Origin of the sequence: Parasutterella muris (assembly GCF_943193095.1) — a bacterium.
Taxonomy (GTDB): domain Bacteria; phylum Pseudomonadota; class Gammaproteobacteria; order Burkholderiales; family Burkholderiaceae_F; genus Parasutterella; species Parasutterella muris.
In genome coordinates, this window is record NZ_CALPCV010000024.1 from 1 (window position 1) to 12,819 (window position 12,819).

The following is a 12,819-nucleotide window of genomic DNA, read 5'->3' on the forward strand; positions in this document are numbered from 1 at the left end:
TGGGAACTTTAAATTTATCGAAGATTCGGCATCTTTGCATCTAGACGTTCCGAAAAAATTTATTTTGGACAGTAGTGAAATAAATTAGTTTCTGCGAACCTAATCGAAAAGGTATATTCGGGGGTTGGCAGGCGTCCGTCTGTCTATAGATTCCCCGCTTTGCTTAAATTGTTATCTTAAAATCTAAATTCGTCTTCATTTAAATCCTCGGAAAAATCCAAGGCTTTGCCTTTTCTGGCCGTCCACACAGTGGCTTTTTTATTTCAGGACGCAGCTAAAATTAGAGGTAGAGATTAACGGGTCAGAAGAGCTGATTTCGAGAACTTCCGGCTAGGCGTGCCCGACGGAAACCCTCAGCTGAAGGCCGAGTGCACTTAGAACCGTGAAAGGTGTTGCTATCATGGCGTCTATTGAAAGTTAAAACTTACACGAAAAGAAATTAGAATGTTCAGTGCTCCGCTCAGCGGATCAAAAAATTCAAATGTGCCAATAAATGTACCAATTTGATTTATGCGTACATTAACCTATTGATTTATTAGTGTCGTTCGAAGCCTGCCGCCCGAGCACTTTTTAAATTAGCTCGTTAAACGATCTTTTTAGTGCCAACATTTTTATAAATTATTTAAAATCAGATGGATAAATTGTTCTATCTTTCTGATTTCAAAATTTTCTCCAGAGTTGTTTCCCAAAGCAACGCTCATAACTGAAATACTCGGCCCGGAACGTGCTAGCCTCAAGCATCGTTTTGGAGGTATTCATGTCCTGCATTCTTTTCCCGTCGCCGATTTTTGGGCCGATTCATTCTAGAAGACTCGGACTGTCTTTAGGCGTTAATCTTCTTCCGCCGTCGGCAAAGGTCTGTTCCTTTGACTGTGTGTACTGCGAGTGCGGTTTAAACGCTAAGAATGAGACCAAGCCGAAGCTTCCGACCAGGGAAGAGGTCAAGACTGCGCTTGAAAAGAAACTGGCTGCACTCTTGTCAAAAAACATGATCCCGGATGTCATTACATTTGCCGGAAACGGTGAGCCGACCTCGCATCCGAAGTTCCTCGAGATCATCAGCGATACGATTGAACTCAGAGACAAATATGTACCGAACGCCAAAATATCGGTCCTATCGAATTCCACCTTTGTGAATCGCCCTTCGGTTATGGAGGCGCTTCAATTGGTCGACAATCCGATTATGAAGCTCGATACTGTGAATGAGGATTTCATTCATCTGGTGGATCGGCCTAATGCGAAGTATGACGTCGAGGAGATCATTCGATGCTTGGAAAACTTCAAAGGGGATGTGATCGTTCAGACCATGTTCCTCAAAGGCAGTGTCGACGGAAAAGAAATCAACAACACGACGGATGAATATGTTCAGCCGTGGCTGAAGGTTTTGGATCAAATCAAACCCCGCGAGGTGATGATCTATACGATCGATCGTGAGACACCGCTGAAAACTTTGAAAAAAGCTTCTCCGCAGGAGCTGGATCGGATTAAAGATATTTTGGAGTCAAAAGGTTACAAGACGTTGGTGGCCTATTAGCGTTTATGCTAAATGTCATAAAGCTGTCATAAAGCAAGTTTAAATTACCCTCATAGAATTTTTATGAGGTGTTTATGTCTGAATCGCTTCCAATTAAGACGAGACTCTTATTGGCGGGAGCTTCTTTGCAGCTGATCTCTCTGGCTAAAAAAGCCGAGAAATCGAAAAAAGAACAGGTCAAGCCGGCTATGTCGACAAATATGAAGCTCGCGAAAGCATAAAAGAAAGCGTTCAATACGCTGTTTCGATAAGTAAGCCGTAAGGTGTTGTTCCTTGCGGTTTGTTTTTTTCTGCGCACAAAAACACGGCTTCCGTATTGCGCCTAATAGAAATAAAGTGTTTTAGCGGTTAAAGTTATTCGAATGTGCGCCCCACAGGCGGACCGCAGCAATAATAAAATTCCGGGAGTATCCATGAATCCGCGAACGCTATACGAGAAACTGCTCGATACACACACTATCCGCAAATACGACGAAGACGGCAGCGAACGTCTGCTGTTTATCGATCGGACAGTGGTCAATGAATACACATCCCCTCAGGCCTTTACGTTGCTTCGGGAGAACAAACTTAAAGTTCGTCGGCCCTCTGCGACACTCGGCACGATTGATCACGTGAATCCTTCCGCTGCGGATCGCCCGATTTATCCGACCGAAGAAAACGCGAGAAAACAAGTACAGTACCTCGAGGAAAACGGTCAGACATTTGGCCTCGAGGTTTACAACAACGACAGTCCGAATCAGGGGATTGAGCACGTCGTCATGGTTGAGCAGGGCAGAGTACAGCCCGGCATGGTCATCGGCGCCGGCGACAGCCACACCGCGATGTACGGCGCGTTCGGATGTCTGGGCTTCGGCATCGGCACATCCGACATTTACCATTACCTTGCGACGTCCGCTCTGAATTACAAATGTCTAAAAAATATGCGCGTGCATCTGGTCGGTAAAAAGCCCTCAGATATCAGTGCCAAGGATTTGATCATTCATGTCGTGCGCGAACTCGGTGCGGGAGGATGCGGCGGCTGCTGTGTGGAATTCACCGGCGAGGCGGTCCGTGAATTGAGTCCCGAAGGACGTCTGACGTTCTGCAATATGGCGGTTGAATGCGGAGCACGCTCTTCTTTGATCGCGCCCGATGAAAAGATTTTTGAATATCTTAAAGGTCGTCCGTACGCGCCAAAAGGCGAGAATTGGGACAAGGCGGTTGAATACTGGCGGACCTTGAAGTCTGACGAAGGCGCGGTGTTCGATAAAGAGGCTGTGATCGATGTCTCCGGCGCAAAACCGATGGTGACATGGGGAACCAGCCCTGATCAGGCTGTCTCGATCGACGAAGTGATCCCGGATCCGATGCTTGAACAAAATCCGGACAGAAGAGCCGATATGCAGCGAGCGCTCTCCTACATGGGACTGAAAGCCGGAGAAAAAATTGCCGGCATCCCGATCACCCACGCGTTTATCGGTTCCTGCACGAATTCCCGAATCGAAGATCTTCGCGCAGCGGCCTCCGTACTCAAAGGCAGAAAGGTACACCCCGGTGTCACCGCCGCGGTTGTGCCGGGTTCGATGCAGATTCGAAAGCAGGCCGAAGAAGAGGGCTTGGACCAAATCTTTAAAGACGCGGGATGGCAGTGGAGGAAATCCGGCTGTTCGCTCTGCCTGGCGATGAACGGCGATATCCTTCAGGCAAACGATCGCTGCGTGTCGGCGACCAACCGTAATTTTGAGGGCCGCCAGGGCGTCGGTACGCGTACGCACCTTGCCTCGCCTCAAATTGTGGCGAGCTCAAGTATTAACGGCTGCATCGCGGATTTCAGGAGCTAACCATGGATAAATTTATACAGCTGACGGCCGCGGCGGCTCCTATGCCTACGGCAAATATCGATACAGATGTGATAATGCCGAAGGCTTTTCTCAAAAGAATTGATAAGGACGGCGTCCTTGAAGGACTCTTTCATGACGTTCGTCTGAATCCTGACGGAACGGAAAATCCGGATTTTGTACTGAATCAGACTCCGTATCGACAGGCCGAAATTATCGTCACGGGACCGAACTTCGGATGCGGATCTTCTCGTGAACACGCGGTTTGGGGACTGAGAAAACGCGGCATCCGTGCGCTGATCGGCTCCTCTTTTGCCGGAATTTTCTTTGACAACTGCGCAAATAACGGACTGCTGTGCGTGGTGCTTCCGCAGGCGCAGGTCGATGAACTTCTGCGGGTTTTGGAAAACTCGGATAATAAGACGGTCTCAATCGATTTGGTTCATCAGACCGTGACGACTCCGGGCGGGAAAAATCTGAGTTTCGAGATAGAACCGCTTCGAAAAGATAAACTATTGAACGGATTGGACGCTGCGGCTGAAACGCTCAGACGCGAGAATGAAATTGAAGCGTTCGAAAAACAGTATTACAGCAGCTTCCCGTGGCTTGCAGAATCGGAGTAATTGCGAATGAACATTTTGATATCGAATGATGACGGATACTTGGCGCCGGGCATCCAGGAACTTGCCCGTCACATGAAACGCTTCGGACATGTGACGGTCGTGGCCCCGGAACAGAATCACAGCGGCGCAAGCAACTCTCTGACGCTAACCCGTCCTCTTTCGATTCGGCAGGTTCAGGACGATGTCTATTTCATTAACGGTACGCCAAGCGACTGCGTACATATTGCACTGACGGGGCTTTTGAAAGAAAAACCGGACCTGGTGCTGAGCGGCATTAACTGCGGTCAGAATATGGGCGACGATGTCCTGTACTCGGGAACTGTGGCCGCAGCCATGGAAGGTTATCTGTTCGGCTGCCCCTCGTTCGCGTTTTCTCAGGTGAAATCCGGCTGGTCTTACTTGGATTCGGCCGCTCAGACGGTAGAGCGGATTATTGAGAATTATCTGGATAATCCGCTTCCTGCGCCTTTCCTTTTGAATGTGAATATTCCCAACACGACGATTGATCGCTTAAACGGTGTTGTCGTAACGAGACTCGGACGCCGCCATTCGGCGCAGTCTGTGATTGAACAGATTAACCCGAGAGGAGAAAAAATCTATTGGCTCGGGGCGGCAGGAGATGCTAAGGATGACGCGCAGGGGACGGATTTCTGGGCGACGTCACACGGTTATATCAGTATGACGCCCCTGCAGGTCGATATGACAAATTATGCGACTTTAGACAGCGTTAAAAATTGGTGGAACAAATTCCCGGCGTAATGAAGGTAAACAGATCGCGCATTTGCGTTTAAACTTTATCCTTTTGCGGCGTGCATTAGAAGTTGGTTAATGGAGGAAGAATGAGTTGGTTGAAAGTTTTAGCCCCGGCTGCTGTAGCTCTTATTGCGGCGGGATGTTCCTTTACCGGGGGAAACGCTCCGATTTCAAACGGACCGACGACGACAACTGTATATACCGTAAAGCCCGGTGACACGCTCTACGCGGTGGCTCGCCGCTACTCTTTGGACCCGGTCGCGGTGGCCCGTGAAAATGGTCTGTCAGACCCAAGCAAACTGAGAGTGGGTCAGCAGATCAAACTCTCGATTTCTTCTGGCGTGCGGCAGGATATCGAAAGAATTCAGGCGCATCAGCAGGAAAAAACTTCCGCTTCGGCCTCAGCCGCGGCAGCGGCCTCCGCAGCAGCTAAACCTGTGACAGCTCAGAAGACAGAAACTCAAACGTCTTCTAATTCTTCAGCTGCGGAATCTTCCTCCTCATCTGCGTTTATCTGGCCGGTCAAGGGCAGAATCGTCCAGCCGTTCAGTATGCTTAATAAAGGCATCGATATTGCAGCCTCTGCCGGCACTCCGGTGAAAGCAGCCGCGGACGGCGATGTGGTCTTTGTCGGCAACGTCAAGGGCTACGGCAATCTCGTGATCCTTCGCCATACCAAAGAGCTCGTGACTGCATACGGACGCAACGGTACCATTACTGTGAAACAGGGTCAGAAAGTGACTAAGGGACAAAAGATTGCGGACGTGGGAGCATCTGATGACAAAGAGTCTCGTGTCCACTTCGAAGTACGTCGCAACGGAAAATCTCTGGATCCCACTACAATCCTCCCTAAACAGTAATTCGTCATTGGAAAGGATTGTCTGATGGTCCGCGCAAGAAAAGAAAGAGAAAAATTTACCGTCATTGTTGAAACACTCGATCAGGAAGGCAGAGGTGTTTCCCATCGCGACGGCAAGGTCGTTTTTATCGAGGGAGCCCTTCCGGGCGAAGAAGTGACTTACGAGCGGTATCGCAATAAGCCTTCTTTTGAACTCAGTCTCGCAACGGATCTTTTGACCGAGTCTCCGCTCAGAGTTACACCCAAGTGCCCTTATTTCGGCGTCAAGGACGGCAGCTGCGGCGGATGCGCTATGCAGCACATCGAGCCGCGCGCGCAAGTTGCGGTGAAACAGAAAGTTTTAATGGATGCGCTTTGGCATATCGGTCGAGTACGCCCTGAACAGGTGATCCCGCCGATCTTCGGACTGACCTGGCATTATCGACACCGCGCAAGACTCTCAGTGCGTGACGTCGCGAAAAAAGGTACGGTGCTCGTCGGGTTTCATGAAAAACGCTCCAGCTATATCGCGGATATGAAAAGCTGTGAGATCCTGCCGAAAAAAGTCAGTGATCTCCTTGTTCCTCTTCGTGATCTGATCGCCTCTTTAACCATTCGTCAGAAACTCGCGCAGATTGAGGTCGCCTGCACGGAAGACTGTACCGCTTTTGTGTTCCGTATTCTGGAGCAGCCAAGCGCGGAGGACGAGGCAAAAATCAAAGCCTTTGAAAAAGAGCACGACGTCGTTGTTTGGTATCAGCCTAAGGGCCCGGACAGTATTTATCCGCTTGAGCTGGAAAATGCGGATCGACTCAAGCTTCGCCACCGCGAAACGAATGTTGCCATTACATTCAAACCGACAGACTTCACTCAGGTGAATCACGTCCTCAACGAACTGATGGTTTCCCGTGCGCTGAGAATGCTGAAGCTGGATCATGACTGCAAGGTTGTCGATTTCTTCTGCGGACTGGGCAATTTCACACTGCCGATCGCGACAAAAGTCAAACAAGTCATCGGTATTGAAGGCAGTCAGGCGCTCGTTGATCGGGCTAAAGAAGGTGCTGAGCAAAACGGCCTCGCTGATAAGACAGACTTTGCCGCAAGAAACCTCTTTGACTGGAAGGACGAAGACTGGGACGCAATTTGGAAGTCTATAGGCGGAATTGATCGGGTGCTGATTGATCCGCCGCGAGAAGGCGCAATGGCAGTCTGTCAGTCCTTTGCTAATACCGAGCAGAGACCGAAACGTCTGGTCTACGTTTCCTGCAACCCCGCGACGCTTGCAAGAGATGCCGCGATCCTCGTCAGAGAGGGCGGATGGCATTTGAGAAGCGCTGGCGTCATGAATATGTTCCCGCATACGGCGCATGTAGAAAGCATTGCAGTCTTTGAACCCGGTCCTAAACCGGTACAGCAGGATCCCATCGAAGAAATGGAACTGCAGGAGATCAGCGAAGGAGCTCAGGCTGAAGACGCTCAGACCAACGGAAGTTGATCGGAATGTCTTTGTCGCTGTTTCTCTTACTGTTATGGCCGCTTATAAAGGCGATTCTGATTCTGCTCGCATGTGTTTTCACTATCGCTTGGCTGCTTAAGATCTCGAGCAAAGATCTGACATGGGGAATCAGCGCTGTAGTAACGGTTACGCTGATGCTTCTGCCGATTTGGTCCTACAGCATGAATCGGGATACAACCGAGATTCTGAAGCTTACGTTTTCAGGATGGTCGGTCCCGGGTATTCCTGTCTTTACGCAGATCAGCTGGGCTCTGACGGGCGGAGCAATCGCATCCTCACTGTTTGTGAGTCTGATGCTGTATTTTCTGCGTGACAGAACTGTTAAGCCGCTCTCGGTCCTGTTTCTTTGGATCGGTCTGGGACTGAATCTGCTTGCGCAGGCGGCTCTTCCGGTCCTCATATTCGGCTCCTACGGCTACACGATGATTTCGGACGCTTTTGTACCGCTTCTCATGCAGCTGGTTATGACGATTGCCTGCACGATCGCACTGTGTTTCGATGAATCGATGAATCGCATCTACACTAAAACGCCACCCAAATAAAATGGAAGAAAGCAGTTTTTTTAATTATTGGTTTACATTTTTCTTTGCGCTCGGATTTTGTTTCTGGTTCCCAATGTACGTGGTTAAGACACGCGGAAAAGGATTGCCCGACTGGGGACTGGCCTGCTGTATCGTTCTGCTTTTTCTTTTCCTGCCGCTGCTCTCGCTGAGTTTTATCCGTGATGTGTTCCCGGCTTTATGGCTTGGAGTGGAAAACGGCGGCTTGGACGCCGTTAATACGGATATGCTCTCTGAGTCGCTTTCTCAAATGAGCACCCTTGAACAAACCTTTATCGGTCTATCCGTTCTCGGCATCATCGGTTCAATGATTCTCAACGGGTTTTCGGCTTGGATGCTTTATATCCGAAGAGTCCGCCGCGGGCTCCTGACCGCGTTCCGACTGATGTGGATTTCCGCGCTGGTAATTGTTGTCTCAGTCGGGGTGCTTCCGCTTATTCTTCTCGGCGCTCAGGGCTTCGATTTGGTCCGTCAGAGTGCCCTTGCGCTTGCCGGATACTTTGTCCTCTTATTGGGTATCACTGCCTACTTAAAAACGAATAAAAATATAGCCTCTTACTATCCGTTGGAAAGAGACGATAAGTAGACGACATGGAATATTTTCTCAGTATGCGGGGCGCGGCCGCATTTCTATTATTGGGTCTTTTCAGCCTGTGGCTGGCGAGGACGCTGAAGATCAGAAGACCCGGAATGCCATCATGGGTCGCACTGGTGCTGGCTTTTATTCTGCTTTTTGAACCTTCGCAGCTTGCCTTTATCCTCTGGGACGTGCATGAGAAACTCATGGAAAACGGAGCGCTGATGATTAAGGCCTATACGTTCCTGAAGGCCGGCGCTCTTTTATACGTCCTCTTTATTGTCACGTCGATATTCTTTTCGTGGCAGTTCTACCTGAGACCAAGCCCTCTGACGCTGCGCTCTCTTCGATTCGGACTTTTTCTTCCTATCGCCTTTGCGGCAGTCACCTTCCTTGAAGCGCCGAAAATGATTTGGGGAGAACGCGCTTACTTGGTGGTTCTGGAGACGGATTGGATTGTTATCTGGGTAGCGGTTCTGAATTTAATTGTCCTGGCGCTCACTTTTATTCAGCCCGGAAAAAGTAAGTAAGAAGCCGTTTCCGTGAAAAATGCGGACTCGGTGGAAACTTTGAGCATGATAAAATTAAAAGATTGCCGTAAGGCAGAGACGGAGGGGAGGCGGATTGGTCCGCTTTTCCTTGTTTTATTTTTTTTATAACTCTTTAAGAGATTGAAATGGCAGTTGAACGCACACTTTCTATTATCAAACCCGACGCAGTTGCGAAAAATGTAATCGGACAGATTTACAGCCGCTTTGAATCCAACAATCTGAAGATCGTTGCTTCCAAGATGAAATGGCTCTCCCGTCAGGAAGCCGAAGCTTTCTACGCTGTTCACCGCGAACGCCCCTTCTTCAAAGACCTCGTTGACTTCATGGTTTCCGGTCCTGTCCAGATTCAGGTTCTTGAAGGCGAAAACGCCATTATGAAAAACCGCGAACTGATGGGCGCAACCGATCCGAAGAAGGCTGCTAAGGGCACAATCCGCGCTGACTTCGCTCAGTCCATCGACGCCAACGCCGTTCACGGTTCCGACAGCCCCGAAACAGCCGCTGTTGAAATCGCGTTCTTCTTCCCGCAGATGGACATCTACGCAGGACGCTAATCCAAATGACAGTTTCGGAAAAGGATATGCAAAAGGTTAATCTGCTCAACTTTGATGCTGAGGGATTAAAGAAATTCTGCGAGGATTTGGGCGAAAAACCCTTCCGCGCAAAACAGCTCGAGCGATGGATTCATCGCCGGGGCGCCTCTGACTTTTCCGAAATGACGGACCTCGCAAAATCTTTTCGGGCAAAGCTCGAGAAGGTCGCCGAGGTCCGCGGCCCTGAAATCATCCGGGATAAAACGGCTTCTGACGGAACGCGCAAGTGGCTGCTTTCGGTCGGAAACGGCAATGCGGTGGAAATGGTGTACATCCCGCAGGACAATCGCGGAACGCTTTGTGTTTCTTCACAGGCCGGATGCGCGATGAACTGCCTCTTTTGTTCAACCGGAAAACAGGGTTTTAATCGTAATCTGAAAACGTCGGAAATCATTGGTCAGCTCTGGCACGCAGAACATACGCTGCGCAGAGATCTGGGAATTACCGATGAAAACGAACGAGTGATTTCCAACGTTGTCATGATGGGCATGGGAGAGCCGCTTCAGAATTTGGACGCGGTGATTCCGTCGCTGCGCCTGATGCTCGACGATAACGCCTACGGCTTGTCCCGCAGAAGAGTAACCGTTTCTACATCAGGCCTTGTCCGTCAAATCGACAAACTCGGCGAACTTTGTCCTGTCGCACTGGCTGTCAGCCTGCATGCGCCTAACGACGTGCTGCGCGACAAAATTATGCCGATCAATAGAAAACATAATATTGAATCTCTTCTGGAGGCTTGCAAGCGCTACTTAAAGGTCGCGCCAAGAGACTTTATAACGTTCGAGTACATCCTGATCGGCGGCGTTAACGATTCCGTCGCGCAGGCTAAAGAACTGATTACTCTGGTGCAGGATGTCCCGTGCAAGTTTAATCTGATCCCTTTCAATCCGTTCCCAGGGTCCGGACTGAAACGCAGTGAGCCGGAGGCGGTGCAGGCCTTTGCCGATCGATTGAACGGCGCCGGCATTGTCACAACCGTGAGAAAGGTGCGCGGAGACGATATCGACGCAGCCTGCGGACAGCTCGCCGGTGAGATTAAAGACCGCACAAGACTCGCCGAAAAGAGGGCAAACAGAGAGATAATTATCAAAGAGATTTCGCAAGAAAAGGAAAAAGAGGAGCATCATGCCCGAAGGAATCCAAAATCAGGAAACGAACGTCGGGAGTGATCTCCCTCCCGAAGCGACGACTTACGGCGGACTGCTGAGAATTGCCCGTGAGGGAAAAGGACTCACGGTTGATCAGGTCGCCTCTCAGCTTCGCATCTCTCCGGCTCAGATCGAAGGGCTGGAGGCAGATGACTATAAAGTTTTTCCGACCCCTGTTTATGCTCGGGCCCATTTGAGAAGCTATGCCCGCCTGCTCGGCGTAGATGACAATAAAGTCATCGATATGTTTAATGTTGCGTTGCGCCCGGAAGATCGTGATCCCCGCACGTTTATTCGTAAAACGACCCAGGATTTGGCGCCGTATCAGGACGCTCAGCCGAAAAATGTCGGCGGTAAGGTGGTCGCGGGACTTCTTTTCCTCGCCGTGCTGATCGCGGCGGGCTATTTCGGTTATCAGTACATCCCGTCCATGCTGGCCAACTCAGACTCGGAAACTCAGACAGCCGCGGCTCCTGCAGCTTCTGCGCCTGCGGCGCCCGAGGCCAAGGAGCAGGAGGTGCCGGCTGCAAAACAGGAAGTTAAGACAGAACCTGAAGCTGAAAAGAAGGCTGAAGTCGCTGCGCCGTCTTCCGAAGCTGCTGCGGCAGCCGCTGCTGAAGAAGCAAAAGCAAAGCAGGAAGCTGAGCTGAAAGAGCGTCTGCAGAAGGAAGCTGAAGAAAAAGCAAAACAGAAGGCTGAAGAAGAACGCAAGGCTGCTGAAGCTAAAGCTGCTGAAGAGAAGGAAGCCGCTGCTCAGACAGTTGACACTTCCGAGCCGATGAGACTTGAGTACCACAAGACGGAAGATCGCTGGGAACTTCCGTACTCCGCTAAGGGCGAAGTTAAGATTAAGCTCGAAGGCAAAAACGGCGAATGCTGGTTTGGTATTTATAAAGACAATAAGCTGGAATTCAACACTCAGCTCAAAGCCGGACAGAGCAGAGAGTACTCCGTTGCGCTTCCCTTTAAGGTCTCTGTAGGCAACCGCCAGAACGGCGCAGTGCATTTGGACGGCCGTGCGGTTAACCTCGATGCAAGACCGAACAGTACTTCTACTGTGTTTACGGCTTACCAGAAGTAATTAAATGAATACGGAAGCAAAAGAACCGATGAAGGTTCAGTGGCTCGGCAATGTCGTGGAAATCGGCGCCGGCCGCCCAGTCGTCGTTCAGTCTATGACCAACACGGATACGGCCGATGTTGAGCGTTCCGTCGCGCAGGTTCTGGAATTGGCCTGGGCCGGAAGTGAACTTGTCCGTCTGACGGTCAACACTCCGGCTGCCGCGAAGGCAATTCCCGAAATTCGCAGGCGTTTGGATGCGGCCGGATGCTTTGTTCCGCTTGTCGGTGATTTTCATTACAACGGACATAAGCTGCTGAGCGAATACCCCGAATGCGCTCAGGCCCTTTCGAAATACCGTATTAACCCGGGAAATGTCGGTAAAGGGGAGAAGCACGCTGAGAATTTCGAGACCATGATCCGGCTCGCGCTGAAGTATGATAAACCGATACGCATCGGCGTGAATTGGGGCTCTTTGGATCAGGATCTGCTCGCGCGCATGATGAGCGAAAACCAGAAATTGGAAAATCCTCTAAGCGCAAAGGCGGTTCTGCGTGAAGCGCTGGTTCAGAGTGCTGTTCAGAGCGCGGATGCTGCTGTGGCCCTCGGTATGAAACCGAGCCAAATCGCGATTTCTGCTAAAGTCAGCGGTGTCACGGATCTGATCGCGGTTTACCGCGAACTTAAAAAACGCTGCGGCTATATTCTGCACCTTGGCTTGACCGAGGCAGGAATGGGACTGAAGGGTACGGTCAGCAGTACCTCCGCGCTTTCCGTTCTTTTGCTTGAAGGTATCGGAGACACGATCAGAGTTTCTCTGACGCCGGAACCGGATCAGCCCCGAAGCGCTGAGGTTGAACTCGCCTGTGAAATTCTGCAGGCGCTCGGAATGCGCAGCTTCACGCCCCAGGTCGTTTCATGTCCCGGCTGCGGACGCACCAGCAGCTGTCTGTTTCAGGAACTTGCTAAACAGACTCAGACTTATATCAAGTCCCGTCTTCCGCAGTGGCGCAAGTCTTATCCGGGCGTAGAAAACATGACGGTTGCAGTAATGGGATGCGTGGTGAACGGCCCCGGCGAAAGCAGGCATGCCAATATCGGTATTTCGCTGCCGGGCGCAGGCGAGAGCCCTGTCTCGCCCGTCTATATGGACGGTAAGAAGTGGGGCTCGCTCAAAGGTCCGACGCTTTCTTCGGATTTCCACGCACTTCTGGAAGATTACGTTAAAAGAACTTACGGAAAAGAATAG

At 50.6% G+C, this 12,819-nt stretch carries 14 protein-coding genes; all 14 read left to right on the forward strand.

Features of this window, described 5'->3' with window-relative positions; all coding sequences use genetic code 11:
- Positions 1 to 757 precede the first annotated feature (757 nt).
- Positions 758 to 1,534, forward strand: coding sequence for a radical SAM protein (locus tag NFR90_RS08840; protein WP_160335684.1), 777 nt, complete (start codon positions 758 to 760; stop codon positions 1,532 to 1,534).
- 74 nt (positions 1,535 to 1,608) lie between these two features.
- Entirely contained in the window at positions 1,609 to 1,755 is a 147-nt protein-coding gene (locus NFR90_RS08845; protein WP_202074597.1) for a hypothetical protein, read from the forward strand.
- 192 nt (positions 1,756 to 1,947) lie between these two features.
- Positions 1,948 to 3,354: a 3-isopropylmalate dehydratase large subunit gene (leuC, locus tag NFR90_RS08850; protein WP_251452340.1), complete on the forward strand. Its 1,407-nt coding sequence runs from the start codon at positions 1,948 to 1,950 to the stop codon at positions 3,352 to 3,354.
- A 2-nt stretch (positions 3,355 to 3,356) separates the two neighbouring features.
- Positions 3,357 to 3,974: a 3-isopropylmalate dehydratase small subunit gene (gene leuD, locus NFR90_RS08855; RefSeq protein WP_160335686.1), complete on the forward strand. Its 618-nt coding sequence runs from the start codon at positions 3,357 to 3,359 to the stop codon at positions 3,972 to 3,974.
- Between the two features lie 6 nt (positions 3,975 to 3,980).
- Positions 3,981 to 4,733: a 5'/3'-nucleotidase SurE gene (gene surE, locus NFR90_RS08860; RefSeq protein ID WP_160335687.1), complete on the forward strand. Its 753-nt coding sequence runs from the start codon at positions 3,981 to 3,983 to the stop codon at positions 4,731 to 4,733.
- Between the two features lie 80 nt (positions 4,734 to 4,813).
- Entirely contained in the window at positions 4,814 to 5,587 is a 774-nt protein-coding gene (locus NFR90_RS08865) for a peptidoglycan DD-metalloendopeptidase family protein (RefSeq protein WP_251452342.1), read from the forward strand.
- Positions 5,588 to 5,611: 24 nt separating this feature from the next.
- Positions 5,612 to 7,060 carry a 23S rRNA (uracil(1939)-C(5))-methyltransferase RlmD gene (gene rlmD, locus NFR90_RS08870; protein WP_251452344.1) on the forward strand — a complete coding sequence of 483 codons (1,449 nt, stop codon included), beginning with the start codon at positions 5,612 to 5,614 and terminating at the stop codon, positions 7,058 to 7,060.
- 5 nt (positions 7,061 to 7,065) lie between these two features.
- Positions 7,066 to 7,623, forward strand: a complete 558-nt coding sequence (locus NFR90_RS08875) for a hypothetical protein (protein WP_251452346.1) — start codon at positions 7,066 to 7,068, stop codon at positions 7,621 to 7,623.
- A 73-nt stretch (positions 7,624 to 7,696) separates the two neighbouring features.
- Positions 7,697 to 8,227 carry a hypothetical protein gene (locus tag NFR90_RS08880; RefSeq protein WP_251452348.1) on the forward strand — a complete coding sequence of 177 codons (531 nt, stop codon included), beginning with the start codon at positions 7,697 to 7,699 and terminating at the stop codon, positions 8,225 to 8,227.
- A gap of 5 nt (positions 8,228 to 8,232) precedes the next feature.
- On the forward strand, positions 8,233 to 8,748 hold the full coding sequence (locus tag NFR90_RS08885) for a hypothetical protein (RefSeq protein ID WP_251452350.1): 516 nt from the start codon (positions 8,233 to 8,235) through the stop codon (positions 8,746 to 8,748).
- A gap of 146 nt (positions 8,749 to 8,894) precedes the next feature.
- Complete coding sequence (ndk, locus tag NFR90_RS08890) at positions 8,895 to 9,323, forward strand: nucleoside-diphosphate kinase (protein WP_160335693.1); 429 nt, start codon at positions 8,895 to 8,897, stop codon at positions 9,321 to 9,323.
- Between the two features lie 26 nt (positions 9,324 to 9,349).
- A complete protein-coding gene (gene rlmN, locus NFR90_RS08895) occupies positions 9,350 to 10,531 on the forward strand; it encodes a dual-specificity RNA methyltransferase RlmN (RefSeq protein WP_251452352.1) in 1,182 nt (393 codons plus the stop codon).
- On the forward strand, positions 10,488 to 11,591 hold the full coding sequence (locus NFR90_RS08900; RefSeq protein WP_251452354.1) for a helix-turn-helix domain-containing protein: 1,104 nt from the start codon (positions 10,488 to 10,490) through the stop codon (positions 11,589 to 11,591). The genes rlmN and NFR90_RS08900 overlap by 44 nt, the downstream gene beginning before the upstream one ends.
- A gap of 4 nt (positions 11,592 to 11,595) precedes the next feature.
- A complete protein-coding gene (gene ispG, locus NFR90_RS08905) occupies positions 11,596 to 12,819 on the forward strand; it encodes a flavodoxin-dependent (E)-4-hydroxy-3-methylbut-2-enyl-diphosphate synthase (RefSeq protein WP_251452356.1) in 1,224 nt (407 codons plus the stop codon).

What these genes read in the sequence shown, in the direction of transcription:
- NFR90_RS08880 (WP_251452348.1), top strand. Translation starts at nt 7,697, where the DNA reads ATGTACGTGGTTAAGACACGCGGAAAAGGATTGCCCGACTGGGGACTG.
- ndk (WP_160335693.1), top strand. Translation starts at nt 8,895, where the DNA reads ATGGCAGTTGAACGCACACTTTCTATTATCAAACCCGACGCAGTTGCG.
- leuC (WP_251452340.1), top strand. Translation starts at nt 1,948, where the DNA reads ATGAATCCGCGAACGCTATACGAGAAACTGCTCGATACACACACTATC.
- ispG (WP_251452356.1), top strand. Translation starts at nt 11,596, where the DNA reads ATGAATACGGAAGCAAAAGAACCGATGAAGGTTCAGTGGCTCGGCAAT.
- rlmN (WP_251452352.1), top strand. Translation starts at nt 9,350, where the DNA reads ATGCAAAAGGTTAATCTGCTCAACTTTGATGCTGAGGGATTAAAGAAA.
- leuD (WP_160335686.1), top strand. Translation starts at nt 3,357, where the DNA reads ATGGATAAATTTATACAGCTGACGGCCGCGGCGGCTCCTATGCCTACG.
- NFR90_RS08900 (WP_251452354.1), top strand. Translation starts at nt 10,488, where the DNA reads ATGCCCGAAGGAATCCAAAATCAGGAAACGAACGTCGGGAGTGATCTC.
- NFR90_RS08845 (WP_202074597.1), top strand. Translation starts at nt 1,609, where the DNA reads ATGTCTGAATCGCTTCCAATTAAGACGAGACTCTTATTGGCGGGAGCT.
- NFR90_RS08840 (WP_160335684.1), top strand. Translation starts at nt 758, where the DNA reads ATGTCCTGCATTCTTTTCCCGTCGCCGATTTTTGGGCCGATTCATTCT.
- surE (WP_160335687.1), top strand. Translation starts at nt 3,981, where the DNA reads ATGAACATTTTGATATCGAATGATGACGGATACTTGGCGCCGGGCATC.
- NFR90_RS08885 (WP_251452350.1), top strand. Translation starts at nt 8,233, where the DNA reads ATGGAATATTTTCTCAGTATGCGGGGCGCGGCCGCATTTCTATTATTG.
- NFR90_RS08875 (WP_251452346.1), top strand. Translation starts at nt 7,066, where the DNA reads ATGTCTTTGTCGCTGTTTCTCTTACTGTTATGGCCGCTTATAAAGGCG.
- NFR90_RS08865 (WP_251452342.1), top strand. Translation starts at nt 4,814, where the DNA reads ATGAGTTGGTTGAAAGTTTTAGCCCCGGCTGCTGTAGCTCTTATTGCG.
- rlmD (WP_251452344.1), top strand. Translation starts at nt 5,612, where the DNA reads ATGGTCCGCGCAAGAAAAGAAAGAGAAAAATTTACCGTCATTGTTGAA.